This is a genomic window from Collinsella sp. SGI.033, assembly GCF_050315135.1.
Taxonomy (GTDB): domain Bacteria; phylum Actinomycetota; class Coriobacteriia; order Coriobacteriales; family Coriobacteriaceae; genus Collinsella.
In genome coordinates this window covers 1-26,112 of sequence record NZ_JBNPOK010000003.1, presented here as the reverse complement: position 1 = coordinate 26,112, position 26,112 = coordinate 1, and the positions used below count along the sequence as shown (strand labels likewise).

Below are 26,112 nucleotides of genomic sequence, written 5' to 3'. Positions count from 1 at the left end.
TGAGCGCTGTGCTCGCGAGCGGCTTTTGCTCGAATTACGCCACAAAGGCGCTTATATTGTCCAATAGCTAGGCGCTATTTGACCTCGATAAGCTCGTACTTGCTCGTGCCCAGGCCGATCTTCTCGGCGTGCGCGATGCACGCGCGCCAGTCGGTGTCGGGATGCGTGATGCAGAAGGGGTCACGCGCCTGCTCGCCCTCCAGATGCTCGTGGTTATGCTCCATCTTGGCCGCGCTATCGGTGAGCTCGGTGTTGGGCAGCGGCTCGGACGCCATGACGGCATCGGCACAGGCCTGGTCGATGGCGACCGGGTCGAAGCTCGCGAACATGCCGATATCGTTGACGATAGGCGTATCGTTTTCGGGATGGCAATCACAGTTGGGGCTGATATCCATGGCAAGCGAGATGTGGAAGCTCGGGCGGCCGTCGACGACGGCCTTGGTGTACTCGGCGATCTTACAGTTGAGCACGTCGGCCGCGGCGTCATAGACGGGCTTGATGGCGTCCTGGTTGCACACGCCGATGCAGCGTCCGCAGCCCACGCAGCGATCGTGGTCGATGGCAGCCACGTGCACCGTGCGAGTAGCGCCGCTGGCAAGCTCGCGCTCGCGGGTGTCGTCGAACGAGATAGCGTTGTGCGCGCAGATCTTTTCGCAGGCACGGCAGCCAATGCAGTGCTCGGTCGCGACGTTCGGCTTGCCGGCGGCATGCTGCTCCATCTTGCCGGCACGGCTGCCGCCTCCCATGCCCAGGTTCTTCATGGCGCCGCCAAAACCGGCCTGCTCATGGCCCTTAAAGTGGGTGAGGCTGATCACGATATCGGCATCCATGAGTGCCTGGCCGATCTTGGCCTCGCGCACGTACTCGCCGCCCTCGACCGGGACGAGCGCCTCGTCGGTACCCTTGAGACCGTCGGCGATGATGATCTGGCAACCCGTGGCATACGGGGTAAAGCCGTTCTGATAAGCGGTATCGATGTGCTCGAGCGCGTTTTTGCGGCTACCGACATAGAGCGTGTTGCAGTCGGTGAGGAAGGGCTTGCCACCCAGCTCCTTCACGACATCCGCGACGGCGCGGGCGTAGTTGGGGCGCAAAAAGCTCAGGTTGCCCAGCTCGCCAAAGTGAATCTTGATAGCGACGAACTTGTTCTCAAAGTCGATCTGCTCAATACCGGCGCGGCGGATGAGGCGCTTGAGCTTGTCGAGCTGGCTCTCGCGAGCATGCGTACGCAAGTTGGTGAAGTACACCTTAGCGGGTGCTGCAGGTGAAGTTGCGGTCATAGATCTATCCCCTCGGTCTATATGGCGTTACAGACATAGAGGATGGTACCCGTTAAAGCGGGGTCAAAGTCAAGTACGGCGCCTAGTCATTGGGGACAGACTTATTGGGGACAGACTTAAATGACTGAAACCACTCATTGGGGACGGACTTAAATGAGTGCCTCGCCACCCGGCAGTTAGGGACGTTCCTTTCCTGCCGGCAGTTGGGGACAGTCCTTGGCAACCCTGCCGGCGAGCCGGCGAATCGACAAAGACTGCCCCCGATGACTAGTCGTTTAAGTCTGTCCCCAATGAGCACCCAATGACTAGGTAGCTAGGCGTGGGCTTTGGCGCGTGCGAGGGCTAGGCCTACGGCGGCGATGGCCGCGGCAAAGAGCACCGTGACACCGAGGTCGCAGGCGATGTCTCCCAGCACGGTGGACGTCAGGTCCGACGAGAGCGCCTTGCCGATCGCGTCGTTCACCCAAAACGTCGGTACAAAGTGCGCCACCGTCTGAACGGCCGGGCCCATCAGCGACAGCGGCATCCAGGCGCCGCCCAAAAACGTCATGAGCATGCCAAGCAGGTTGCCCACACCGTTGAGCAGCTCCTCGCGCGCGCCCAGGCTCGACAACGCAAAGCCAACGGCCAGCGGCGTACACGCCAGGGCAAACGTTGCCGCCAGCGCCAGGCATACACGACCCACGCCGACCTCGGCGACCGCGCCGGCAAAGCCCACGACGCCCATCATGCTCGACACAAACCAGATGCAGACGGCGAGCACGGCAGCGGCCGCAAACACGGCAAGCGAGCGCTGACGCTCGGAGACCGGACTGGCCTCCATGCGACGCACGCGCTCGGGCTCGTTCATGCCCGAGAACACCAGCCCCACCGATACGATGACCGACGAGATAATCGCGTACGTGCCAAAGTTGAAGTACGACTCAAGCGTGGCGGCGGCTGTCGAGTCGACCTTGACCTGCTCGATCTCGACCTCCGCGCGCTTGGCGGCGGCATGCTCGGCGGCCTTGGCGACGTCACCGTCGGAGGCAGTAGGATCAAGTGCGGCCGCAGCGCCCGCGAGCGAGATCCAGCGTGAGGCCTCGGCAGACGAAAGCGCCGCCGCCATGGTGCCGGCACCGTAGGTCACATCGAGCTTGGGCAGGGACTCCCCCGCTCTGGCGGCTGCAACGAGGTCGTCCTCAAACCCCTCCGGGATAAAGAACACGCAGTCGGCGCTGCCCTTGGCGCTGTTGCTCTTGGAGAGCGCGTCCGCAAGGTCGTAGGTGTCCTCGCCGATACCCGTGACCAGATCAAAGCGCGAGCCCAGGTGCTTGGTAAGCGCACGCGAAAGGTCGCTGTCGTCGCGGTCGACCACGATCACGTTGGTGTCGTAGGGCTCGTACTCGGTGAGCTGCGACGAGTTCCAGCTCACCGATGCCGCGATGAATACGCCCATGAGCGAGATGAACACCGTATAGATGAGCAGGTAGAACGGGTGCGCCAGTGCCATGCGAAGCGCGGTCTTAAAGGTGCTCATAGCGGCTCCTTCCAAAGATCAGCGTGGCGGCGGCAACGAACAGCAACGCCATAAGGGCCAGCGCGCCAGCGCGAACGGCAAAGGGACCCAGGTCCTCAAAGAAATACAAGCGGTTGAACATGTCGCAGATGAGCTTGACGGGATTGAGCCAACTCTCGGCCGGGCAGGCGCGGGCGACGTCGTCGGCAAGCGCCATCGCCGGCTCGCCATAAAGCCCGGCGAACAGGGCACACGTGGTGGCAAAGCCTGTGAGGATGCCCGACTTGGACGCCTTGCCGCCCTTAACGGGAAGCGTGCCCACAAAAAGGCCCAGACCCGTGGCGGCAAGCGCGGACACGGCGCCGCCCACCAGGCAGAGCCCCTCGCGCCCGCCAAAGTCGACCCCCACGACCAGGCGCACGTAGCCGATCGCGATCGTCATCGAGGCAAAGGAAACCAACCACGCGCCCACAAAGATGCCGGCCAGCGACGCCGTCTTGGAAAGGCCACCCACGCAGCGACGCGCACCAAGGCCAGACAGATTGGGCTGCAGGTCGACGACGCTCAAGGCGGCAAACTCGGCAGACATCATCGCGACCAGGCCAAAGAGCGCGTAGTAGTAGATGACCGTGCCATCGGGCGTGGCACGCGTCAGGCTCACACGGCGAGTGCCGCCCTCGAGCGACAGGGCGCGCGCAACCGCCTCCGGGTCGGCGAGCGCCGCCGGGTTGTCCTGGGCAATCTGGCGCATGAGCTCGGCATTTTGCGTATACGAGCTTGCCACCGTCTCCAGGATGCTGCGGTCGGTGAGCACCGACGTCGCACGCGAGCCGTCATAGCTCGAAAGCAACGTGAGTTTGGGCGTGCCCGCGGCATCGACCGCATAGATGCCCGCGACCTCGCCGGCCTTAAGAGCACGGTTCGCATCGACTGCATCGTCGCACTCGTGGATCTCGAGCAGTTGGTCGTCGCCTTCCTTGGCAAGCGACGTCGCCACGTCCTTAAAGGTCGAGGCGCTCCAGGCCTCATCCGCCACGACGGCCACCGGCACCGGATCGACCGTGCCGTCGGAGCTCAGATTCGCAAACATAAACATGAACATCGTGGAAAGCGCGACGGGAAAGATCGCGCCCCAAACCCACGTGCTCGGCCGACGCAGCAGCGTCTTGACCGTAATGATAATGGTGTTGAACATGGCCGCCCCCTAGTCGCGCAGCTCGCGGCCGGTGATCTCGAGGAACACGTCGTTGAGGGTCGGCGGCTCGCTCCACACGCGGCCGAGCGCAACGTCGGCGGCGCGCAGCGTGTCGAGGATGTCGACCAGATTGTGCGGGCTCGCTTCGCAGGTGCAGACGAGCTCGCCGCCGGAAAGCTCGACGCTGAGCACGTGCTCGAGGGCGCGCAGTCGCTCGACCGTGGCGAGCTCGACGGCGCCGACCTCGACGGTCACACGCTCACCCATCTGAATCATGCGCTTGAGCTCGTCGTTGGTGCCCTGCGCCAGCACGCGCCCGCCGTCCATGATCATGATGCGGCTGCAGATCTGCTCGACTTCCTCCATGTAATGGCTGGTATACACCACCGTGGCGCCTTCGTCGCGCAGGCGGCAGATACCCTCCAGGATGGCGTTTCGGCTCTGCGGGTCGACGGCCACCGTGGGTTCGTCGAAGAAGATGAGCTCGGGCTTGTGCGCGATGCCGCAGGCGATGTTGAGGCGACGCGCCAGACCGCCCGAGAGCTTTCCGGGGCGAAACTTGGCAAAGTCGCCCAGCCCGACAAAGTCGATGGCCTCGTCGACCAGCGCGCGACGGCGCTTGCGGTCGTTGACGTAAAGGCTGCAGAAATAGTCGATGTTCTCGCGGACGGTAAGCTCGTCAAACGCCGCAACTTGCTGCGGGACCACGCCGATGCGGCGCTTGAGGTCGTAACGCGTGGGCGTCATGGGCTCGCCGAACAACTCGATGGTGCCTTTATCGTAGGCGAGCAGCTGCAGAATGCAGTTGATGGACGTGGTCTTGCCCGAGCCGTTGGGGCCCAGCAGGCCAAAGATCTCGCCGGGGGCTATGTTCAGGTTAAAGTGGTCGAGCGCGATAAGATCGTCGTAGCGCTTGACGAGGTTTTCGACGTGGACGATGTCTGTCATGAGGTGGCCCTTCTGTTGATTTCGGCCCGGTACGATTGCATCATCGCAGGAGCCGCCGGCGCGCACCAGTGAGCTTTGTCACGAGTGCGGCGGGGGCGGGCGGGAGGAATGTCACGGTTGCGGCACCTGAGCAATCGTCGCGCGCACCATCGCGTACAATACCCGTATGAACAGGCTATTCGACAAATCGATCATGCTGGCGTGCTGTATCGCGGCCGCTCTGGGCCTTGCTGTGGATGCTTGCTTGGTCGCGGCGTTTTGTCTTGGCGTCGCAGTCGCCTCGCTTACGGAAATTGCGCAAGGCGAACGTGCCCGCCGCGCCGGTGAGGCCGCGAGCTACGCTTACATTATGGTGACCGTCTTTGTGCCGTCGTTTGTGCCGTTTGCGCCCCTCGCCCTCTATGACATCGCGCGATACGTGCGCCGTGAACACGTTTGGGTCGCGCTGGGCGCCGGCGCCATCTTTGTCTGCGCACTCGTCGCATATGCCCACGCCGGCGCGCTTCCCACCCGTGCGCTGCTGTTGACCGCCATCCTTTCAGTCGCCGCCACCTTGCTGTCTCTGCGCACCGCTCAGCTGGAGCGCGAGCAGGAGCGCATGCGTCGCACCCGCGACGAGCTGCAGGAGCGAGCCCTCGCGCTCGAGGCGCGCAACCGCGACCTTGCCGACCGCCAGGACTACGAGGTCGAGCTCGCAACGCTCGCCGAGCGCGCCCGCATCGCACGCGAGATCCACGATAACGTGGGGCACCAGCTCACGCGCGCCTCGCTGCAAACCGAGGCCCTACGCGTGGTCCACGCCAACGAGCCCGGCGTCGCCGCCGACTTCGCTGACGTCAAGCGCACCGTGGACGAAGCGCTTCAGCTCGTGCGCTCGAGCGTCCACGCGCTCAACGACAACGCGGCGAATCTCTCCGTACAGCTCGAGCGCATCGTGGAGGGCGCGCGCTCAGATGGCGGGCCGCAGATTGAACTTGAGGTTTTGGCCGAGCATGCGCCCGCAAATGTCGCCAACTGCTTTACGGCGGTCCTGCGCGAGGCGCTCTCCAACACCATGCGCCACGCTTGCGCCCAGACCGTCACCGTACGATGCATGGAGCATCCGTCGTTTTACCAGCTCATCGTTACCGACGATGGCGCGGGCGGGGTCCAAGCAAGCGGCCGCGGCACCGCAGAGGGCATGGGGCTCGGCTCCATGCGCGAGCGCGTCGAGGCGCTTGGCGGCACCTTCACCGCCGGCCCGCGCGCCGGCACCGGCGGCTGGCGTGTGTTTGCCACCGTTCCCAAACAGCAAGGAGATGAGGTCCGATGAGGCTCATCGTTGTCGACGACGACCGCTTGGTGGTCGATTCGCTCAAGATAATCCTGGGCGCCCAGCCGCAGATCGAGGTGGTGGGTACCGGCGCCGACGGCAACGACGCAGTGGCTCTTTATGCCGAACACGCACCCGATATTGCGCTGCTCGACATTCAGATGCCGGGGCGCGACGGGCTTTCGGCGGCCCGCGAGATCCTTGAGCGCAACCCTGCGGCGCGCGTGGTGTTTCTGACGACATTCTCGGATGACGAGTACATTGTGTCGGCGCTCAAACTGGGTGCCCGCGGCTACCTGATCAAAACCGATGTCGCTGCCATCCCGCCGGCGTTGGCCCAGGTCATGGACGGCAAACGCGTGCTCGAGGGTAAGGCGATCGAGGATATCAACTTTGATGGAGCGGGCGTCGAGGTGGGCACGACCCGCCGGCCCGCAGCCTTCGTCAGCCTGACCGACCGCGAGTTCGAGGTCGCCGAGCTCATTGCCCGCGGCCTCGATAACAAGGAGATTGCCGCCACCGCCTATATGGGCGAAGGCACCGTGCGAAACCACATCAGCTCAATCCTGGCCAAAATGGGCCTGCGCAACCGCACCCAAATCGCCATCGCCTACCTGCGAGGGTAGTTGCCCGAAGACCGACCGCCCTGACATAACAAAATGTCTGCTACCGGTTTAATGCCATTTCAAAACTATGCCGGTTTACGGGGCCAAACTCAGGACCCCCATCCATACCCGCGTTTTCTGTAAAATGACGGCTCGTCTACCTGCGGTTTTATTTTCACGAATATCAGCATGGTTGGGGACTCGTGACTCAGCCCCGTAAACCGGCCTAGTTTTGTCCGAGCGGCCACGTCAAGTGTCTCCGCAAGCCGCTTCAAGCCAAAAATGATCCGTTTTTCTCCGTCCCCAAGGGATCAGCCGGAACCGCTCCACGAAATCGGCCCATCTACTACGTTTAACTCGATACCCCTGACCATACCTTCGTTTTGAGCAAAACCGCAGGCGTTCTACCTGCGGTTTTGTTTTCGCGTTTTTTGACATGGTTGGGGGTAAGGGACTAAACGTAGTAGATGGGCCGGTTTCGTGGCGAGCCCTACTCGCCTACGCACAAAAGCGCCGCCACGGAGGAGGGAGATACCTCCGTGGCGGCCGGCGGGGAGCCTAGCGTTTACGGATACCCCAGACCAGGGCTCCGACGCCGGCCATGGCGATAACAGACGCCATGAGCAGTGCGGCGGTCTGCTGGTCACCCGTGGTGGGCAGGAAACCCTTGACCGTCTTGACGATGTTCGTCACGGTCTTGGGCGTGCCGGGATCGGGCGTCGGCACGGGCGTCTCGGGCTTCTTGTACGTGTTGTTGAACACGATGCCCTCGACGCTCTTGTCGCCCTTGGTAAAGGCGACATTCGCCTTGAGGTTGCCCTCGCCGTCATCGGCCACGTTGACGGTCGCGGTAAAGACGGACTTGTCATAGGTCATACCGGCCTCGTCGCCCTTGACCTCGCTGATGGTGTAGACGTACGTACCGGGCTCGTCGTACTCGAACTTGTCGAAGTTGATCTTGCCGTCGGCATCGTTGGTGACCGTAGACTCAATGTCCTCGCCAACGAGCTTAAAGCTAAACTCGTCCTTCTTGAGCTCGCGTCCCTCGAGCACCTTGATGGCACCGATGGAGACCTGCGTGGGCATGGCATGATACTTGTTGGTAAAGCCAGCCGACTCAGTAGTTCCCTCGAGCTTGTGCGTCGCGGTCAGCGTGCCGTCGCCGTTGTCGGAGACGGTGGTCACGACGGTGTAGGTCGTGCCGTCATAGGTGACGCCCTTGTACAGGCCGAGCGCGTTGGGGCAAGCCTCGCGCAGCATGTACGTGTGCGCGCCAGGTGCCTCGTAGCGGATCGGGCTCAGCGCGACGGTGCCATTGGCGTCGTTGGTGCCGGTCGCGACAACCACGCCGTCCTCGAGCAGCTCAAACGTGAACTCGCCTGCTGCAAGGTCGCGTCCGGTCAGACGCTTGACCGTCTTGACCTGATCGGTCACCACAGAATCGGTAGGCGTCACGCTGTAGGTGTTGGTGAACGTGAAGGCAGCGCCGTCGTCACCCTCGCGCACGACCTTCAGATGTCCGTCACCGTCGTCAGTCACGGTGTAGGAAACCTTACGCATGGCGTTGGCGTCGTTGGTCACGCCAGGGGCGCTACCGGACTCGGTCACCGTGTAGGTAAAGGTGTGCGAGCGCGGGGCGGTGGGGGCTGCGGGCTCGGACTCGCCGCCGGACTCGTCGGCATTGGCATCAGCGTCGACGTCGGCCTCTTCAGCCTCTGCCTCGTCGGCCTCGGCTTCGTCAGCTTCGTCTGCCTCGGCCTTATCGGTCGCATCATCCGTCACGCCCAAGGCGCGGTTGAGGTCCTCGAGCGTAAAGTGGATCTTGCCAAAGTCCACGTTGCCGGCCGCGTCGTTGGTTGCGGCCGTGCGCTCGGGCATCGGGGCGCCCGCCTCATCGGCGGTCACGGTAAAGGTGAACTTACCCGTGATATCGGCCGGGGTCAGGCCCTCGGCAGCCTGGAGCTTCTTGGCGCCGGCAAGTGCGGCATCGACGGCCTCGGCGCCATAGACGTTCTCGAACACGGGCTCGGTGCCACCGTAGTCAGGCTTCGCCGTCAGAGTGCCGTCGCCGTTGTCGACGACGATGACCTTAAAGCTAAAGCTCGACTTCGCGGCAGTAATACCCTTTGCTGCGAGCGGGGACGTGTACTCAAACGCCGTGTAGTTGATAGTCCACGCAAGCTTGGCATCCGCGTCGGTGCGGATGGCGCGTTTGGCGTTTACCAGGTCGGCAAGCATCTCGGTCGTGTAATGCAGCGTGCCAAAGCTCACCTGGCCGTTGATGTTGGTCGCCACAGTGCCGTCAATGGCTTCCGTCTCGCCCGCATAGGCGATGCCAAAGTAGAACTCGCCGTTGGCCAGCGGACGACCGGTCAGGGTCTTGGTGGCGACAATCTGCGCAAGCTCGCCGCCCGGGTTATCGGTCGATGCGTGGTAGCTGTTGGCGAACGGGACCACGGCGCTCTCGACCTTGTTCTCGCCGCTCTTGTGGACCGTCGCATGCGTGCCCTCGGGTCCGCCGGAAACGATCGTCGTGGCGGTGAGCGTGCCGGCACCATCGTCGGCGATAGCGATCGTCACGGTGCGCTCGGCGTCATCGTAGGTGTAACCGGGCTGGCCATCGTTCTTCTCGGCAACGGTGTATGTAAAGGTCTTGCCCGCGTCATCCTGCGTAAACTTGACCTCATGGCCAGCCAGGACGTCGATCAGACCAACCGTTGCCTCTGCCGTTGCAGGGGACTTGTACACGTTGGCGCCCTCGTGCAGGCCGAGCGCGATGGCCGAAGCCTCGTCGGCGGGCGTCACGGTAAAGGCGAACTGACCCTCGGTCATGGGACGTCCGGAGAGGGTCTTGCTGAGCTTAAGGCCGCCGGCCGCGGTGTAGTTGAGCTCAGTGTGGTACTTGTTGGTAAAGCGGCCGCTTTCCTTCTTGGTGACGTTGGCGATCAGGACGCCCTTGCCGTTATCAGTCACGGTTACTTCGGCGGTTGCGACATGCGCGTCATACGTCATACCGGCCGCGCTGCCCGCGTTCTCGCGGATCTCGTACTTGTAGGTTCCGGCAGCCGTGTAGTGGATCTTGCCGAACTTGATGGCGGCGATGCCATCCTTCGCGTCCTTCTTGCTCACAGTTACGGTTGCGGAGTCGGGCAGCGGGGTGCCCTCGGGAGCAGCGATGGTAAAGCTGAACTTGTCGGAGTCCGTCCAGTCGCGACCGTCGATGGCCTTGCTCAGGCCAAAGTCGAGCTCTGCATCGAGCGGGGTCACGCTGTAGGTGTTCTCGAAAGTTGCAGCCTTGACGTCGTCCTTCAGGACATGCTCGGCCTTGAGGGTACCGTCGCCGTTGTCAGTGATGGTGGTCTCAACGGTGTACTTGGCGCCGCTGTACGTGACGCCCTTGCTGGTGGTTCCGCCGTTGACCTCGCGCAGTGTGTAGGTGTGCTTGCCGGACTTGTCGTACTTCACGGCGTTCATCGTGATCTTGCCTTCGGCATTGTTGGTGCCGGTGGCGACGACCTTGGCGTCCTCGCCCTCGCCCTCGACGAGCTCGAATCTAAACTCGCCAGCCTTGAGGCCGCGGCCGTCCAGGACCTTGGTCGCGGTGATCTGGTCGGTGACGCTTTTCTCGACGGGCGTCACGCTATAGGTATTGGTGAACGTAAATGCCGCATCGCCGTCCGGCTTGCGGGACACCCTCAGAGTACCCTCGCCGTCATCAGTCACGGTGAAGGAAACCGTACGCGAAGTCTCGGCGTCGTTGGTCACGCCAGCGACCTCACCGGACTCGGTCACGGTGTAGGTAAAGGTGTGCTCGCGCTTCTCGGGCTTCTCGCCCAGAGCCTTGTTAAGGTCGTCGAGCGTAAAGGTGATCTTGCCAAAGTCGACCTTGCCCTTGGCATCATTGGTCACGCTCGCGTTCGCGGGCATGGGTGCGCCCTCTTCACCGGTCACGGTAAAGGTGAACTTGCCGGCAATGTCAGCCGGGGTCAAGCCATCAGGAACCTGCAGATTCTTCTTGCCCACAAGCGATGCCTCGACAGGCGCGGCAGTGTAGGTGTTCACAAACTCGTTGCCGGCATCGCCGTAGACAGCCGTCGCCGTCAGGGTACCATCACCGTTGTCGACAACGGTTACACATGCGTCAATTGCCGACACGGTGGCGCTCACGCCCGCAGGCAGCTTTCCGGTCTGCTCGGCAGCAATGTAGCGAATGGTCCACGTGGGCTTGTCGGAGCTAGCATCAACCGACGCCTTGCCCTCCTCGACCAGCTTGGCAAGCGACTCGGTCGTGTACGTCAGCGGCCCGAACTCAACCTTGCCACTCTTGTTGGTTGCATCCAGCAGAACCTCGTCGTGCCCCGCATAGCTCAGCGCAAACTTAAATTCGTCATCGGCCATCGGGCGCCCCGTGAGCGTCTTGGTTGCCTCAAGAATCAGCGGGGTTTCCGTCTTGGCGCTATAGGTGTTCTTGAACTCGGTCTTGCCCGAGATCTTTTCAACGTCAGCCTTAAGCCCACCCGTGGCCTTAACCGCCACGGTCACCTTGAACGTGGCAACGTTCTCGCTGTAGGTGATGCCACCGGCGCCGCCCTTGACCTCGCGGACCTCATAGGTGTACTCGCCCGGCTTGTTGCAGGTGATCTCGCCGAAGTCGATAGCTGCCTTGCCATTGTCGTCCAGGTCGTCATTGGTCACGGTCGCGGTCGCGTGTGCGGGCATCGGGGCGTCATTCTCAGACGTTGCGGAGAGTTCAAACTTAAACTCGTCCGCATCCGTCCAGCTGCGGCCCTCGAGCACCTTGGTCAGGCCAAAGCTGGCCTTGGTATCCACCGTTGTCGGCATCACGTTAAAGCTGATCTTGCCGTTGTTGCCCAGGTAGGAATTGACATGCGTCGCGGTCGCCTTGGCGGACACGTTGTTCCACTTGGGGTTAAGAACGTCGGTCGCGGTACCAGTGTTGTTGCCGCCCACACTCTCCTTGGTGGTGTGGAGCTCGTCGATAAAGGCTAGGCGCGCGGTTCCCACGCTAAACGAAAGGCTGCCGTCCTCGTCAGAAACAATAGCGCCGTCAAACTTCGCAGCGTCGCCGCCGATAAACTCGATGACGGCAGAGGCGGGCTTGGCCTTGCCGTTTTCGCCCTGCTCCTCAAACTCATCCTTGTAGTAATAGGTGCCGGTATCTGCCAGCGAATTCTTTGCAGGCTGCGTGCAGTCCTTGTCCGTGTAAATTGGGGTCTGTTTCTGGAAGTAGTAGTAGCGGTTGGTGTCGGCCGGCTCAAAGGTCGCAACCGTATTGCCCAACGCGCCGGTCTCCCACTTGTTCGCGTAGAAGTTCACGGTCTTGGTGCCATCGTCGGCAACGGTCGTATTCTTTTCGATGTAAGCCTTGAGCCCCGTGACCTCCTCAGGCGTAAATAGGTTGTCGAGCGCAACACCCTTCACGCTCGAAGCATACTTCACCTGGATGGGCTTAACGTTGTCGATCGAAAGCTTGCCGTCTACGGTCTTAAAGTGACTCAGCGGAATCAACGACGCAGGAATATTGACCGTTACGATATCGCCCTTCTGGGGATTGTCATCGCCGGCGCGCTGCACGGTGATGAGCAGGTCTTTTGCCTTGCCGGTGAACTCGTAGGTGTCGGTATTGGTTTCTTTATTGACCGTCTTGCTCGCCTTGGTAAACGGCGTGCCGTTAATGACGACTTCGGTAAATCCGTCAACCTGCATAAAGTCGCCCAGCTCGTCGGTAAACGTGATGTAGCCGGACTTGGTCTCGTCGTAGCCCTTATGGATTTCGGTCGGATAAGGCGCCTCCGATGTGATGGCCTGCGAAATGTCGTCGAAGACCTTCTTGAGCTCTTCGGCATTGGTCGCCGACTTGTAGTAGTCGGAGTTTTCCGCACGCGTTCCGTGAGAATTCCATTTCGTGGCATTGGGGTAGTTGCTCGAAACGGCCTGCATGAACTTGTTCTCTTGGCTTGTCTTCGAATCCTGGACGCTGGCTTTGGGATCCGCACCATCAAAGATGCCGATAGTATAAACGGTAGCCTTGCTGTCCTTCATGCTCTTGGCGGCCGTTACGGCAGCGTTAGCAACATCCGGATTGAACTCGCTGAAGCTTGTCGGCGTGCCGTCGGTAAAGAACACAACAATCTTCTTGGCGTCCGCGCGACCAGAAGTGATGCCCTCTGCCAGCTGCAGGCCATTGTCGGCGCGCGTTGCACCAGCGGGTGTAATCTGGGCAATCCTATCCTTAAGAGCTTTCACGTTGCCGCCGGAGCAATCGGTCAGGTCTTTCATAACCTGTGTGTAATTGTAGGTGTATCTTCCGTCAGGATACGTCTCGTTGCCGATATCGTTGGACTTCTTGCCCGCAAACTTAACGATTGCAACCTTATGCTGCCTATCCACGCCCTCGATGCTCTCGTTTTGTTTGGCAATGGTGTCGATGAAGCTGCTGGCAGCGCTCTCCAGTGCATCGATACGCTTGGTGGAATCTCCACCGCCCATCTCACCATCCATCGAGCCAGAGGCATCCAGCACCATCACGATGTCGAGCGGCGTAGTAACCGTCACGGTTGAATTGGACGTCGAGGACATGGCCGAAAGCGTAGTCAGAAAATCCGACTCCTCGTTTTTCTCGGTTGCCTTGACCGTCTTGTCGGTCCAGATTCGGCCGACGTGTTGGGTCGATACTTTATTGCCGCTATGGCCAGCCGCCCAGATTTCCCAGCGGCCGCTGGTATCGGGATCGACGACCTTTCCGGTCATTGTCGGTCCATCCATTCCGGTGCTGGACCTGGCGTTGGCCTCGGGCAGCATGGCAAATGCCGCAGCCGGCAATACCAGCACTACGGCCAGCATCACCGCCAAGAGACCCCTCGTGTACTTACCCATCGCGTCTCCCTTCTCGCAGACTCAGGCCTTGCATCAGCCTCAAGTTACGGAATGAGACACAATTTGAGCAGGTGACACACGTTCCAGATTCGGTTTTGAGCGTGAGACAAATGTCTCACCATAGTTGAGACACGAGCGTTTTCGCAGGAAAACGGGTGCGACTCAAGATGGACGGGGCAAAAGAACCCGTTTTCCTCCGTCCCCGGGGGATCAATTGGTGGTGCTCGCCACGAAACTGGCCTATCTACTATGTTTAACCCGATGCCCCTGACCACAACCGCGTTTCATGAAAAACCGCAGGCGTTCTACCTGCGGTTTCGTTTTCGCGCTTTTTGGCATGGTTGAGGGTAGCGGCTTAAACGTAGTAGATGGGCCCATTTCGTGGCAGACGGGTCGCGCGGCAGCCCTCGCAAGGCCAAAATGATCCGTTTTCCTTCGCCCGCGGGAGATCAAGCGCTGTTACTGATATGGTGGCATTTCAAAACTATGCCAGATTACGGAGCTAAAGTCGGGGCCCTCATCCATACCCTCTATTTTTGAAAAAAGCGAGCTGTCTACCTGCGGTTTTATCTTCGTGGTTTTCGATATGGTTGGGGATTCGCAATTCAGCCCCGTAATCCGGCATAGTTTTGTTCGCGGAGGCTTAGCCGCACGTTCACGCGCGGGGCCGGTAGGGCATTTTTGCCCCACCGGCCCCTATTCCAGCGCTATTCCGGCTTGGTTTCTACCGTGGGAGTCTTGTTCGCCGCAACCGGAGTACGGGCGGTGTCCATAGTCAGGCAGTGCTTGGGGCAGCTCTCGATGCACTCGCCGCACACCACGCAGGCGTACGGGTCGATCGACCAGGTACCACCCTTGCGATCGACCGCAAGCGCGCCCGCCGGGCAGCGACGCGCGCACATACCGCAGCAGATGCACACGTCCATATCGTTGACGATATGCCCGCGGAGGCGCTCGGGCGCCGCCAGCTTCTCCTGCGGATAGCACACCGTGACCGGCTGCTTGACCATAGAGCCCAAGGCCGTCTTGGCAAATGTCATCAAACTCATGCCGCGCCTACCTTTCCGTGCAACTAATGCAGGGGTCGATGGTCAGGATAATCATGGGCACGTTGGCAATGAGCACGCCCTGCAGTGCATGCGTCAGGCCCGCCAGGTTTTGCGACGTCGGCGTGCGCACGCGGAAACGGTCCAAATTCTTGGTGCCGTTACCGCGCACATAGTAGTACGCCTCGCCGCGCGGTTGCTCCATCACAACCTCGCCGCGTGCGCCATCGGCCGGCGTAAGCTTGGTGCGCCCGCCGATGCCGTCGTGCGGAATCTTGCCCACAAGCTCCTTAATGATGTCCATGGCCTGCGTGACCTCGGCACAGCGCACCTGGCAGCGGGCATAGCAGTCGCCATCGGTGGCAACGATGGGCTCAAACGCAGCCAGGTCCGCATAGGCACCGTCGCCAAACATGCGCACGTCGTAGTCCACGCCCGAGGCGCGCCCAAACGGACCGACCATCGACAGGTCCAGCGCGTCTTTCTTGCTGATCACGCCCACGCCATGCAGGCGCTCGCCGCAGCTGTCGTCGTCCAAAAAGGTATGCACCAGGGCCTCGTAGTCGGGGCGCATGGCGTCGAGCGTCTGGACAATGCCCGACAGCTCGGAGTCCTCAATGTCATGCTTAAGGCCGCCGATCTCGTTAATCGACAGAATCACGCGGCCGCCGCACGTGCTCTCAAAGATCTTGAGAATCTGCTCGCGCAGGGTCCACGAACGATAGAACAGCGCCTCGAAGCCAAAGGCATCGGCGAGCAGGCCCAGCCACAGCAGGTGCGAGTGAATGCGCGAAAGCTCGTGCAAAATGGTGCGAATATACTGCACGCGGCCAGGCACCTCGATATCGAGCATGCGCTCGCAGGCGCTGGCATAGCCGCAGCTGTGACCCACGGCGCAAATGCCGCAGATGCGCTCGGCGATGTAGCCAAACTGGTGCATGTCACGCTTTTCGGTGAGCTTCTCGAGTCCGCGGTGCACAAAGCCGATCTGAGGAATAGCCTCGATAATGCGGTCGTCCTCGAGCACCAGGTCTAGATGAAGCGGCTCGGGCAGCACCGGGTGCTGCGGGCCAAACGGAATAACGGAGCGATGTGCCATGGACCTTACGCCTCCTTTTTCTGCTTATCGCGGGCGGCTTTGGCGGCAAGCGCCGCGCGAACCTTGGCCGCTTTCTCGGGATCCATGGCGGCGAGCTTTGCCTCCATCTCGGCAGCCTTGAGCGCGGCCTTGGCGGCAGCCTCGTCATGCTGAGCATCGGAGCCGGCAGCCGCAGCGGGCTGAGCGACGGCAGCGCCCGCAGCATCGCCAGCGCCCTCCCCCGCAGCGGCCGCGGCCTTGCGCGCCTTGGCCTCGGCGGCGGCACGGACCTTCATGGCCTTCTCGCGCGCAGCCTTAACCTCGGGCGTGATGACGCTCATGGGCTCGGCAGTCGAGACCTGGTAGAAAAAGCCCTTAAAGTCAATCTGCATGTCGGTAATGGCAAGCCCAAACAGGTCGTGTGCCTCATTTTCAAACGGGAACACCGCAGGGTAGTACGAGCTGATGGACGGAATCTCCTGGTACTGGTCGATGCCCTCAACCACCAGGTTCTCAATCGCATAGCTGCCGTCCTGCGCGATCTGCTCCTGGGCAGCACGAACGTTGATGAACGTATAGACCAAGCGATACGTGCCGTCGTCCACATTGCGCTCGGCGTGCATCTGCACAAAGCGGGCACCGGCACCCTTGAGCGCCTGGACATGCGACAGCAGCGCATCGAGCTCGACGGTGGTATAGATTGCCTTTTGCATTACTCGGCCCCCCTTGCAGCGGCGGACGCGGCGGACATCCCAGCAGGTGCGTCGCCAGCGGCGGTCGCGTCGCCGGCCTCAGCCGCGGCCACAAATCCGTCCTCGCCCAGCTCAACGCCGCCATCCCAGGTAGCAGCACCGCCCACGGTAAGCGGGTCGCCGCCGGCGCGCATCACGGCCTCCTTCTGGTCCAGAATGCCGCACGCCTCCACGATGGCGTCGATCACCGTCTCGGGACGAATGGCGCATCCTGGCGCGTACACATCCACGGGAATCGCGCGGTCCACGCCACCGATCACGTTGTACGCATCGCGGAACACGCCGCCCGAGCACGCGCAGATGCCGCACGCCACCACGCACTTGGGCTCGAGCATCTGGTTGTAGATCTGGCGCACGACGGGCAAGTTCTGGGCGTTGACCGACCCCGTCACCAAAAAGATGTCCGCATGTTTGGGGTTGCCGGTGTTGACCACGCCAAAGCGCTCCGCATCGAACAGCGGCGTGAGCGAGGCCAGCACCTCGATATCGCATCCGTTGCAGCTCGTGCCGTCGTAATGAATAACCCACGGCGAGCGCGACATTTTATGATCCATGGATGCCGCCTCCTAAATAAACACGTCGACGAGGATGGGCATAAGGTTGAGCAGGCCAAACACCAGCGCCACACCCCAGCCGAGCTTAAAGCAGCTGCGCCAGGTGCTACGGGCGAAGGTGTTATCGATCAGTACCTCGACAAAATACGTCATGACCATAACGACCAGGGCGGCCACCCAGCTCACCGGGTTGTCCCAAACAAAGAACATGCCCACCCACATCAAAAACAGCACGGTCTCGCACCAGTGCATAAGGGTCATCTTGGCCAGCGTGCCGCCGCTCATCTCGGTGGCGACGCCCTGGACGATCTCCTGATGCGCGTGATGCGAGTACGAAAGGTCAAACGGCGACTTGCGCAGTTTGATGGTAAGCACCGCGAGCAGCGCGAGGAAAATGGGCGCGCTGTACACGATGATGGGGGCCGACTGCCCCGTCACGGCGATGGAATCGAAGCTGTCGGTGGCAAGGTACAGGCCCACACTCATCAGCAAAACGGCGGGCTCGTAACTCATGACCTGCAGCAGCTCGCGGTCGGCTCCGACCTGGGCAAACGGGCTTTGCGTCGAGGCGGACGCCAGCACCACAAAGATCGCAGCGAGGGTAACCATAAAGGCGCATAACAGTGTGTTGGAACCCGACACAAAGATGCCGCCGCCCACCACGGTAAAGATGAGCGCGCACGCCATGTAGGTATCGTCCACGGTGTTTACGCTGGCAGGGGCTTTGCGCAGGAGCTTGGCTACATCGTAGAACGGTTGCAGCAGACGTGGTCCCACGCGGCCCTGCATGCGGGCGGACAGCTTGCGGTCGACGCCGTCGATCAGGCCACCAACCAAAGGCGCCAGCAGGGCAAACGCCACGGTGCCTATAAAGATGCCTACGACACCCGAGCCTTCGAAATACTTGCCGCGCAGCACCGAGGGCTCGCCCATGGCGAGCGTATCGGGACCAATCCATGCGCAGCATAGCAGCGCGAACAGGATGATGCTGCAGCACACGATGCTGCCCGCGGGGCCAATGCGATTCTCGCCAAGGGCGTCCTCCAGGTACCAATTGCGCTTTTCGGCCTTCACCTCGTGTCCCATCGAGCCGCGGAAATGACGGTAATTGTCGGTTCCCACACCCGAAAGATATACGTTTACGTGCGGTTTGTCGCTCACGCGGAATGAAGTCAGCAGCACCACGGCGATAAAAGCCACGATAACCACCATTAGATACATGGCATCCTTGCCAATAACATACGGCACGCGGCCAAACACCATGGCCAAGTAAGGCGACACCAGACCGCTCGAGATAATCGGGAACGCTACACAGCACAGAATCAGCAGCGCGGCGATAGTGTTGAGCGCTATCCATTCGGTCTTATGGACATTGCCCTCCACGTTTTCGGCCGTAGAATCCACGCCCGAGAGCTTGGCGAGCCACTTGCCCCAGAAGAAGAACGTCGCGGCCGAGCCAAAGGCCAGCACCATGATCATGAGCACATTGCCGGTCTGCGCAAACGCCACCAGGGCGCCCCACTTAGACACGAGCATGCCAAACGGCGCCACGAACATGCCCATGATGCCCAGCATCATCAGGCGCGTCAGGTGCGGCATGCGACTGAACATGCCGTCCATGTCCTCGATATTGCGGCTGCCGATATGATGCTCGGCCGTGCCCACGCACAGGAACAGCAGCGACTTTGCCACCGTATGGAACAAGATCAAGAAGATGGCGGCCCACACGGCCTCGGGCGCGCCGACACCCAGGCAGGCACTGATGAGGCCCAGGTTGGAAATGGTGGAGTACGCGAGCACACGCTTGGCATTGCTCTGCGAGACGGCCATGAGGGCGGCGAGCAAAAACGTGATGGCGCCCACGCTCGTGACCATAAAGCCGGTCACGGGATAGGTGGCGTACAGCGGGCTCAGCTTGACCATCAAAAACACGCCGGCCTTGACCATGGTGGACGAGTGCAGCAGGGCGCTCGTGGGCGTGGGGGCGACCATGGCGCCGAGCAGCCAGGTGTGGAACGGCATCTGTGCGGCCTTGGTAAGCGCGGCGATCGACAGCAAGACGACCGGCAGCACCAGCAGCGCGGATTGCGCGGTTCCGGCGCCGGAAAGCTCGATCATGCCCGAGATGGTCAGCGGCACGCCGTTGACGTGCAGGAACATAAGGCCCGCCAAAAACGCGATGCCGCCCAGCATGTTGAGGATGATCTGGGTAAAGGCGTTTTTGATGGCCTCGGGCGTGCGCGTATAGCCAATCATAAGAAACGAGCACACGGTGGTGATTTCCCAGCCGCAGAACAGCCACTCCAGGTTGTCGCTCGTCACGATGACGAACATGGCCGAAAGGAACAGGAACATAAGCGCCAGGAACTGCGGGCGTCGGTCGGGCGCGGTCTGCCCACGCAGCGCGGCCTCGCGCTCATCGTGCGCCTGGAAGTCCTTCATGTAGCCCAGGGCATACACGCAGATCAGGCTGCCGACAATGCCGACGGCGAGCACCATGATCACGCTCATATAGTCCAGGTAGAGCGGCGTGGCGGTGACGACCTCGGCCGTGGGCAGCGTCATGGCAGCGAAGGCAACCGAACCCACCAGCTGCACCACGCCGAGCACACCGGTAAACGCGTTCCTATATTTGAACGCGTTGTACAGGATGACGGCGCACAGAATTACGTCGATGACGGAGCTGATGATCGAGAGCACATGCGAGGTGCCGGGGGCAACCTCAAAGCCCTGCGGACCCGTGCCAAAAAATAAGACGGCAACTACAACGGTCACCGCCATAATAATGCCGGAGCCTACAAGCCCTACCGCATCGCGGGCTCGGTCACTGCGCGCGAGCAGCATGCCCATCGCCGGTACCAGCGGAAACAGGGTAAGGAAATACAGTAGCGTCATACCATCACTCCCCCATGCAAAAACGCTGCAATTATTTAACGTTATAGCTCAAATTGGGGGTTCAGGCGGCAGGTTTTCGGTCAACTGGGGGTTTTAGGCGTATGGGGTAAGGGCATGTCCGCTTTGGAGCAGAGAGGCGACGCTCCCCCTATCGTAGCGGCGGGCGCACGGGCCACTGCGCGCGGTTTATTGACCACTTTGAAGGATGTCCCGATAGACTCGCGGCGGTCCAAAAAGTTGGCGCGGCAAGAAAAATGCGCCCCTGCGGACGCACCATCCCGTTCGCTATTCCGCCTTTTTAACGCGCGGTTTACGACCCCGCGGCTTATCGACCAAGGCGGCCTCGCCACCGTCGCGATACTGTCGGCACCAAGCTTTAACCGAAGACTCGCTGGGGATCTTGTGCTTGACCATGACCTCACGCACCGTCAGACCATGTTCCAAGCGGTCCTTAACCACGGCAAGCTTAACGTCAAACGAATATGTGTGGTGATGAGAGCCCGCATTGAGAACGGCGTCGGCGCCGCCCACGGCATACGCACGGGCCCACTGACGGGCTGTGGCCTGGGGGATGCCAAGCTCTGCGGCGAGCGCGCGATGGCCGACCCCTTCTTGGAGGATCTCGACAGCACGCTGCCTAATCTCGGGCGCATGCGTGCGAGTCCTTGTTGTTTCTGACATACCTGCCACTTCTACTTCTTAGCCTTAAACGTTAAATTGCTTTCTTACGCGCAAGTTAGATAGTAGCATTTTACTGTTTGCTCAAAGCAGTTAATTAAAATAGACGCGGCGCTATCTGGGAATTTGACACCAATTTACGACATTTCTTTATTGATTATTTACGCTGGTAACTAGCTCGCAGCTAATCGTCATTCGCTTGCCAGCAAAATTGGCATCTCTTTATATCCTTTGGAATAGAGGATATGATTATTAACCCCTCCTCCAATAATTTTGAGCAGCCTGCAAGGCAGTAGACGCCTCACTCCCCATGATTAGCGCGCATTGCCGTCCACCGGGGCAAAACAAAAAGGGCGGGACCTGCTGCGCTTGCAGGCCCCGCCCCGATTGACACCCGATGGGACGCGGCCGGGCGAGACAGATCCGTGCTACCGCCCCGCCTGGCCGCGATGTTCAACTACAGCTCGTTGGCCGCGTGATATGCCGTGCGAATGGCGTTCGCAATGTCGGCGGTGCGCTCGCCCGAGCAGTCGCCCACACAGGTCACGGGCACCGTAACGCCATCCAAGTCAAACGCGTTGGCCTTGGAACCGACGGCCATCACCACGTAATCGCAGGCGATCTTCACCGGCTCCTCGGCGCCGTCATCGGCAGTGCGAATGGCCTCCACGCCCTCGTCGGTAATGGCGGTCAGACGGGTCTTAACATGCTGCTCCACGTTGTGCTCTGCAAAGTCGCTCATAATCAGCGGCAGAATGGTCTCGGACTCGCCCGCGGCAATCTTGTCGAGCATCTCCACGATCGCCACTTCGCAACCGTGCTGCAGCAGGTACTCGGCAGTCTCGGTGCCCACCAGGCCACCGCCAATGACGGCGACGCGGCCCGTAAGCTCCACCTTGCCGGCCAGCACGTCCCAGCTCGAGACGACCTTCTTAGAATCGGCACCCGGAACGGGGATGACCACGTCGTGCGCGCCCACAGCCACAATCGCGGCGTCGGCGGCGTTGAGGTCCTCAGTGGTAGCGGCATGGTTGAGCTCAACCTTCACGCCCAGGCCGGGCAGAATCTTCTCGTAATACTCGACCGAGCGCATGATCTCGTCCTTGCGCGGAGGCGCGGCCGCCAGCACAATCTGGCCGCCCAGATGATCGCTCGCCTCGTAGACGGTCACGTCGTAGCCGCGCTTGACCGCCACGCGCGCGGCCTCCAGACCGGCAATACCGCCGCCCACAACGGCGATCTTCTTGTCGCCCACGCCCGGCTTAATCGCGATGGTGGCCTCGTCGCCGTTCTCGGCATTGAGCACACACGAGATGTACTTGCGGTTTTGAATCGCATCGACGCAGCCCTTGTTGCAGTTGAGGCACTCGCGGATGGGTTCGCCCGTGGCGGCCTTCAGCGCAATGTCGGGGTCGCACATGAGCGAGCGGCCATAGGCGACGATATCGGCTGCGCCGTCTTCCAGGATCTTCTCGCCAGCCTCGACCGAGACAACACGGCCCACAGTCGCCACCGGCACGGAGACCAGGGCCTTGACGCGCTCGGCCACGGGCAGCGTCCAGTTGTAGGGCATGGCGCCCATGGACGGAATGGTATCGCCCATATTGCCGGTGTGGTTGGCCTGTGCAACCTGGATCATATCGATGCCCGCGCCCTCGAGCAGCTTGGCGAACTCGCAGGCCTCGTCGGGCTGCAGGCCGCCCTTGCCACGCGGCGTGCCATCGGGGTTCTCCATGATCACGGGGAGCTTATACTCCACCATCAGCTGCGGCGCGGCTTCCTTGATGGCAGCGACGACCTCCAGCGCGTAGCGAACGCGGTTCTCAAACGAGCCACCGTACTCGTCGGTTCGCTTGTTGAGGATCGCAGAGCACAGCGAACCCACCAGGCGGTCGCCGTGGACCTCGATGGCATCGATGCCGGCCTGCTGCGCGCGAGCGGCCGAGGCAGCGATGGCCTCCTTGATCTGGGTGAGCTGCTCTACGCTCGCCTCGTTCACAAAGTGCTGCATATCGTGGTGCAGCTTGGCATATGCCTGCTTGCGGATCTCGTTGGACTCGGCCATCTTGGCGGCAAAGGTCTCCTCGTCGCCGGCGGCCTTGGCCTCCTGCGCAGCTTTGGCCGCAGCCATGGAGCCCATGACCATGCGACCGACACCGGGCACGTCGTACTCGGGGTGGAACAGCTGCAGCGCGACCTTGGCACCGTGCTTGTGGACGGCGTCGGCCAGTGCCTTAAACGTGGGGATCTGGGCGTCGGTTGCCAGCTTGGGCGTGGGGCTTGCGGTCATGACGGGAGCGACGTCGCCGATGACGATGTAGCCCACGCCGCCACAGGCCAGGCGCTCGTAAAAAGCCAGGCTGCGCTCGCCGATGGAACCGTCGCGCTCCTCATAGCCGGTGGTCAGCGGCGGAAACATAATGCGGTTCTTGAGCTCAAGGGGGCCAACCGTAATGGGCTGGAGCAGCTTGGACGCAGGTGCGGTCATGGACATTCCTCTCTTGTAGACGCGGCGGCGATGGTGCCGCGTAGTTGTTTAGAGGATATGGCATGGGGGTACAGCGGCACAACGAAAATCGGCGGATAGCAGGCAGCGGCAGGCGGATGGGGCGGGGCGGCCCGTCGGTTTGTCTCAATCTGTAACAGCTACCCAGCAAAACCGGGTCTTACTGTTACAGATCGAGATATTTCTCTCGACCCATCCTCAACAATCTCAATCTGTAACAGCTAGACCCGCTTTTGACCCCTACCTGTTACAGATCAAGACAAACGGAAGCGTTCCGTCGGAAAATCTCGATCTGTAACACCTACAGGCCAAAAACGACCCCAGATGTTACAGATCGAGACGAACAAACTCGGTCCGACCAAACATCTCAATCTGTAACATCTAGACCGACTTTTGGCCTCCACCTGTTACAGATCAAGACAAACGGCAACTGTCCGTCCGAATATCTCAATCTGTAACAACAACTCGGCAAAATCCGTCCCTCGTGTTACAGATCGAGACAAACGGAGCCCCGCTCGCCGGAAATCTCAATCTGTAACATCTACAGACCAAAATCGGACCCACCTGTTACAGATCGAGACAAACCCCAGCAGCAACACCGTCCCCGTTCGAGGAAACGACCGCCACACTCACCTTTTTAAACAACCTAATACTGCGCAGCCTGCGATAATAATTTGGTCACGCGTCGACTACGGCGAAGACGCGGCAGAGGGGACACCCATGCAACCGAGTACCACCGATAGGTCCACCGCAAAGCAAGCGCTGCTCGAGGCGCTCTTGAGCGACGCGGGACTCAAGAACCTCACGCAAACAGCCTCTACCGTTATGGGCAACCCGGTGCTCGTCGTCGATCCCGTCTACCGCTATGCCGCCCGCGGTGGCTTTGAGCTCGACGATGCCGACGACCCCCCCCTTGCAGCCATCACCCGCGCCGAGCTCTCCGAAGGCGATATGCTGCAGGACGAAGCCGTGCGCTACATCATCGAACGCGATCTAGACGAGAAGATTGCCCGCTCGACAGGCCCGCTCACACGCTATAACGACATGTTCTGCCTCAACACCATGACCGGTGCGATCAAGGTGCACGGCACGTGTCTGGGTCGGGCGATGATGATCGAGCGCAATCTCATGCGAATCCTCCTTTATAGGGCTCTCGGACGAGCCCGGGTTTCATGCGAATTGCATGCGTATCGACAGCCATACTTTCGCTCGAGAACAGGCTCAAAACCATGTGCAGGCGCACCGATGTTTGCCCATAGCGACCATGGGCTTTGTGCGGATGAACCATGCGTTTGGGCAACGCTTTCGAGCGCATGGTCCTGGCGCCATACGCACAAGGGGGGGCGGTGTGCCTTATGGCACCCGCCCCTGATAATCGAGTTTTCTTATGTTTAGTCCTATTAAACAGTCCAATATCTTTAGGCAAGATCACCCCGACGGCGCTCATCCCACTTGGAAGGCCAGACTCCACCCGCCTGCTCGATGGGATGAGTCCGCGCATCACCTGGACTCTCTACGCCTCCAATGGATCGGTAGCCTCTTACGAACACTTTCAAAAGTATGACAAGAGAAAGAAAAGTCCGTAGATTATGCATCTTTAGACTCGCGAAAAAGCACATCATGCCCGTCAGCGGCGACGCACCGGCCTTCGGGACGCCTGAAGGCTACTGGGCACGGCGGCGATATTCATAGCGAATGATACGGACGCTGCAACTGGTATTATATGACGTACTATTGAAAGGATGCTGAAGAGGTTGCGGGAAAATGCTTGCTTACTAGAAGCAGAGCAAGGAGATCCAGAAGACGGATTGCGGACAAATGATATGAATTAAATAGGGCACTGCGCGCTATAGAAGGAAAAGGGTGGTGGGTCCTGATGCTGGTACTGTCTGCTGTTTTAAGTTTATTAATAAAATCTGGCTGTGTAATCTGTGCAGCCCTTTATTTAATCCTCTATATCGGAGGTCAAAAGAAGGAATATCTGTATATCGCTCTGTTTATGCTAAGCCAGTACTTGATTGAGCTAATAGTTCGAGGATACGAAATTAGTTCGCCCCTTTATTATTACTTTCATAATTTTTTTTCGGTGCCCGTAGTAATCAAGTCGCTATTATATTTCGCCTGCGCCTTTCTCATATGTCATTTATTCAAGGGGGCTGTTGGAGGGTCAAAAACATGGATATTGACATTGGTGGAAGCGCCATTGTTCATCTGGCTCATCATGTTCCCTTTGTTAAAGGTGCGTACAGGATTCTTGTATATTTGTTATTTATTGCCATTCCAGCTTCTGGTTATCGTACTAGCCTTTATCGGTAGCAGGTCCTTTGGCAAAACAGTGCATAAGAGCATGTTTTTAAGGTTAGATATGTTCTTGCGACTGGTTGGAATCCTTGGATTAATGACTGTCTTTGAGGATATTCTTACGGGGTTACATTATGGGCTAAATAATGATGTTGCAAGCCTAGTAACTAGCGGCGCGATTCGAAGCCGCAATTTTGGCGAAAGCGTCTCCCAGATAGTTGTTGCCGCATATCTTATTGTTGTTGCGGCGCGTTTTCTTGTTGACAAGATCACAGTGAAACCGATTAGCTATGAAGCCTTGACAGGAGAGCTTTCGGAAGAAATCATAGACGCCTATGCGACATCTATTGGCCTTAGTCTCAGAGAGCGAGAGATTCTGGGATTCTTGCTCAAGGAGAAAAGCACACAGGAGATATCCGAACTGTTGTTTATTTCGACTGGCACCGTCAAATCTCATACACATAACATTTACCAGAAGGCCGATGTTAGCAACAGGATGCAGTTGCTGCAGAAAATCAGATGTTCATAACGTTGATTACGTTGGGCTAATCAATATGAATCCCGCTT

The 26,112-nt window shown here is 60.1% G+C and carries 16 protein-coding genes; 4 read left to right on the top strand and 12 right to left on the bottom strand.

The window, feature by feature from the left end:
* Nucleotides 1-74: 74 nt before the first annotated feature.
* The 4 genes from ACQRC0_RS01680 to ACQRC0_RS01665 form a co-directional block, all read right to left on the bottom strand.
* The gene (locus ACQRC0_RS01680; protein ID WP_427727237.1) at nucleotides 75-1,280 is read right to left on the bottom strand and encodes a DUF362 domain-containing protein; all 1,206 of its coding nucleotides are present in this window, start codon (nucleotides 1,278-1,280) and stop codon (nucleotides 75-77) included.
* A gap of 313 nt (nucleotides 1,281-1,593) precedes the next feature.
* A complete protein-coding gene (locus tag ACQRC0_RS01675) occupies nucleotides 1,594-2,799 on the bottom strand; it encodes an ABC transporter permease (protein ID WP_427727234.1) in 1,206 nt (401 codons plus the stop codon).
* A complete protein-coding gene (locus tag ACQRC0_RS01670) occupies nucleotides 2,786-3,973 on the bottom strand; it encodes an ABC transporter permease (protein ID WP_427727231.1) in 1,188 nt (395 codons plus the stop codon). The genes ACQRC0_RS01675 and ACQRC0_RS01670 overlap by 14 nt, the downstream gene beginning before the upstream one ends.
* A gap of 9 nt (nucleotides 3,974-3,982) precedes the next feature.
* Nucleotides 3,983-4,921 (bottom strand): ATP-binding cassette domain-containing protein, encoded by a 939-nt coding sequence (locus tag ACQRC0_RS01665; RefSeq protein WP_427727228.1) that lies wholly within the window; start codon nucleotides 4,919-4,921, stop codon nucleotides 3,983-3,985.
* Nucleotides 4,922-5,087: 166 nt separating this feature from the next.
* Between ACQRC0_RS01665 and ACQRC0_RS01660 the strand changes: the two genes are divergently transcribed.
* Together ACQRC0_RS01660 and ACQRC0_RS01655 are read left to right on the top strand one after the other, a co-directional pair.
* Nucleotides 5,088-6,233: a sensor histidine kinase gene (locus ACQRC0_RS01660; RefSeq protein ID WP_427727225.1), complete on the top strand. Its 1,146-nt coding sequence runs from the start codon at nucleotides 5,088-5,090 to the stop codon at nucleotides 6,231-6,233.
* Nucleotides 6,230-6,859 (top strand): response regulator, encoded by a 630-nt coding sequence (locus ACQRC0_RS01655; protein ID WP_427727222.1) that lies wholly within the window; start codon nucleotides 6,230-6,232, stop codon nucleotides 6,857-6,859. Before ACQRC0_RS01660 ends, ACQRC0_RS01655 begins: the two co-directional genes overlap by 4 nt.
* Nucleotides 6,860-7,396: 537 nt before the next feature.
* Here the strand turns inward: ACQRC0_RS01655 and ACQRC0_RS01650 are convergent.
* The 8 genes from ACQRC0_RS01650 to bilR all read right to left on the bottom strand — a co-directional run bounded on the left by ACQRC0_RS01650 (nucleotide 7,397) and on the right by bilR (nucleotide 23,226).
* Nucleotides 7,397-13,735 carry a Spy0128 family protein gene (locus ACQRC0_RS01650; protein ID WP_427727219.1) on the bottom strand — a complete coding sequence of 2,113 codons (6,339 nt, stop codon included), beginning with the start codon at nucleotides 13,733-13,735 and terminating at the stop codon, nucleotides 7,397-7,399.
* A 707-nt stretch (nucleotides 13,736-14,442) separates the two neighbouring features.
* Nucleotides 14,443-14,784 (bottom strand): 4Fe-4S dicluster domain-containing protein, encoded by a 342-nt coding sequence (locus ACQRC0_RS01645; RefSeq protein WP_154516624.1) that lies wholly within the window; start codon nucleotides 14,782-14,784, stop codon nucleotides 14,443-14,445.
* 7 nt (nucleotides 14,785-14,791) lie between these two features.
* Nucleotides 14,792-15,880 carry a nickel-dependent hydrogenase large subunit gene (locus tag ACQRC0_RS01640; RefSeq protein ID WP_427727215.1) on the bottom strand — a complete coding sequence of 363 codons (1,089 nt, stop codon included), beginning with the start codon at nucleotides 15,878-15,880 and terminating at the stop codon, nucleotides 14,792-14,794.
* A 5-nt stretch (nucleotides 15,881-15,885) separates the two neighbouring features.
* Nucleotides 15,886-16,572 (bottom strand): NADH-quinone oxidoreductase subunit C, encoded by a 687-nt coding sequence (locus ACQRC0_RS01635; RefSeq protein WP_427727212.1) that lies wholly within the window; start codon nucleotides 16,570-16,572, stop codon nucleotides 15,886-15,888.
* Nucleotides 16,572-17,165, bottom strand: a complete 594-nt coding sequence (locus ACQRC0_RS01630) for an NADH-quinone oxidoreductase subunit B family protein (protein WP_427727209.1) — start codon at nucleotides 17,163-17,165, stop codon at nucleotides 16,572-16,574. Before ACQRC0_RS01630 ends, ACQRC0_RS01635 begins: the two co-directional genes overlap by 1 nt.
* Before the next feature lie 12 nt (nucleotides 17,166-17,177).
* Nucleotides 17,178-20,060, bottom strand: coding sequence for a proton-conducting transporter membrane subunit (locus tag ACQRC0_RS01625; RefSeq protein ID WP_427727206.1), 2,883 nt, complete (start codon nucleotides 20,058-20,060; stop codon nucleotides 17,178-17,180).
* Nucleotides 20,061-20,345: 285 nt separating this feature from the next.
* Nucleotides 20,346-20,741 carry a helix-turn-helix domain-containing protein gene (locus ACQRC0_RS01620; RefSeq protein ID WP_229770663.1) on the bottom strand — a complete coding sequence of 132 codons (396 nt, stop codon included), beginning with the start codon at nucleotides 20,739-20,741 and terminating at the stop codon, nucleotides 20,346-20,348.
* 454 nt (nucleotides 20,742-21,195) lie between these two features.
* The gene (bilR, locus tag ACQRC0_RS01615; RefSeq protein WP_427727203.1) at nucleotides 21,196-23,226 is read right to left on the bottom strand and encodes a bilirubin reductase, long form; all 2,031 of its coding nucleotides are present in this window, start codon (nucleotides 23,224-23,226) and stop codon (nucleotides 21,196-21,198) included.
* A 738-nt stretch (nucleotides 23,227-23,964) separates the two neighbouring features.
* Between bilR and ACQRC0_RS01610 the strand changes: the two genes are divergently transcribed.
* Entirely contained in the window at nucleotides 23,965-24,639 is a 675-nt protein-coding gene (locus tag ACQRC0_RS01610) for a hypothetical protein (RefSeq protein WP_427727200.1), read from the top strand.
* A gap of 481 nt (nucleotides 24,640-25,120) precedes the next feature.
* Nucleotides 25,121-26,074, top strand: a complete 954-nt coding sequence (locus tag ACQRC0_RS01605) for a helix-turn-helix transcriptional regulator (protein ID WP_427727197.1) — start codon at nucleotides 25,121-25,123, stop codon at nucleotides 26,072-26,074.
* Nucleotides 26,075-26,112 lie beyond the last annotated feature (38 nt).

Bases quoted from the DNA above. Each gene is read 5' to 3' on its own strand.
- ACQRC0_RS01680 (WP_427727237.1), bottom strand. From the start codon at position 1,280: ATGACCGCAACTTCACCTGCAGCACCCGCTAAGGTGTACTTCACCAAC.
- ACQRC0_RS01675 (WP_427727234.1), bottom strand. From the start codon at position 2,799: ATGAGCACCTTTAAGACCGCGCTTCGCATGGCACTGGCGCACCCGTTC.
- ACQRC0_RS01670 (WP_427727231.1), bottom strand. From the start codon at position 3,973: ATGTTCAACACCATTATCATTACGGTCAAGACGCTGCTGCGTCGGCCG.
- ACQRC0_RS01665 (WP_427727228.1), bottom strand. From the start codon at position 4,921: ATGACAGACATCGTCCACGTCGAAAACCTCGTCAAGCGCTACGACGAT.
- ACQRC0_RS01660 (WP_427727225.1), top strand. From the start codon at position 5,088: ATGAACAGGCTATTCGACAAATCGATCATGCTGGCGTGCTGTATCGCG.
- ACQRC0_RS01655 (WP_427727222.1), top strand. From the start codon at position 6,230: ATGAGGCTCATCGTTGTCGACGACGACCGCTTGGTGGTCGATTCGCTC.
- ACQRC0_RS01650 (WP_427727219.1), bottom strand. From the start codon at position 13,735: ATGGGTAAGTACACGAGGGGTCTCTTGGCGGTGATGCTGGCCGTAGTG.
- ACQRC0_RS01645 (WP_154516624.1), bottom strand. From the start codon at position 14,784: ATGAGTTTGATGACATTTGCCAAGACGGCCTTGGGCTCTATGGTCAAG.
- ACQRC0_RS01640 (WP_427727215.1), bottom strand. From the start codon at position 15,880: ATGGCACATCGCTCCGTTATTCCGTTTGGCCCGCAGCACCCGGTGCTG.
- ACQRC0_RS01635 (WP_427727212.1), bottom strand. From the start codon at position 16,572: ATGCAAAAGGCAATCTATACCACCGTCGAGCTCGATGCGCTGCTGTCG.
- ACQRC0_RS01630 (WP_427727209.1), bottom strand. From the start codon at position 17,165: ATGGATCATAAAATGTCGCGCTCGCCGTGGGTTATTCATTACGACGGC.
- ACQRC0_RS01625 (WP_427727206.1), bottom strand. From the start codon at position 20,060: ATGACGCTACTGTATTTCCTTACCCTGTTTCCGCTGGTACCGGCGATG.
- ACQRC0_RS01620 (WP_229770663.1), bottom strand. From the start codon at position 20,741: ATGTCAGAAACAACAAGGACTCGCACGCATGCGCCCGAGATTAGGCAG.
- bilR (WP_427727203.1), bottom strand. From the start codon at position 23,226: ATGACCGCACCTGCGTCCAAGCTGCTCCAGCCCATTACGGTTGGCCCC.
- ACQRC0_RS01610 (WP_427727200.1), top strand. From the start codon at position 23,965: ATGCAACCGAGTACCACCGATAGGTCCACCGCAAAGCAAGCGCTGCTC.
- ACQRC0_RS01605 (WP_427727197.1), top strand. From the start codon at position 25,121: ATGCTGGTACTGTCTGCTGTTTTAAGTTTATTAATAAAATCTGGCTGT.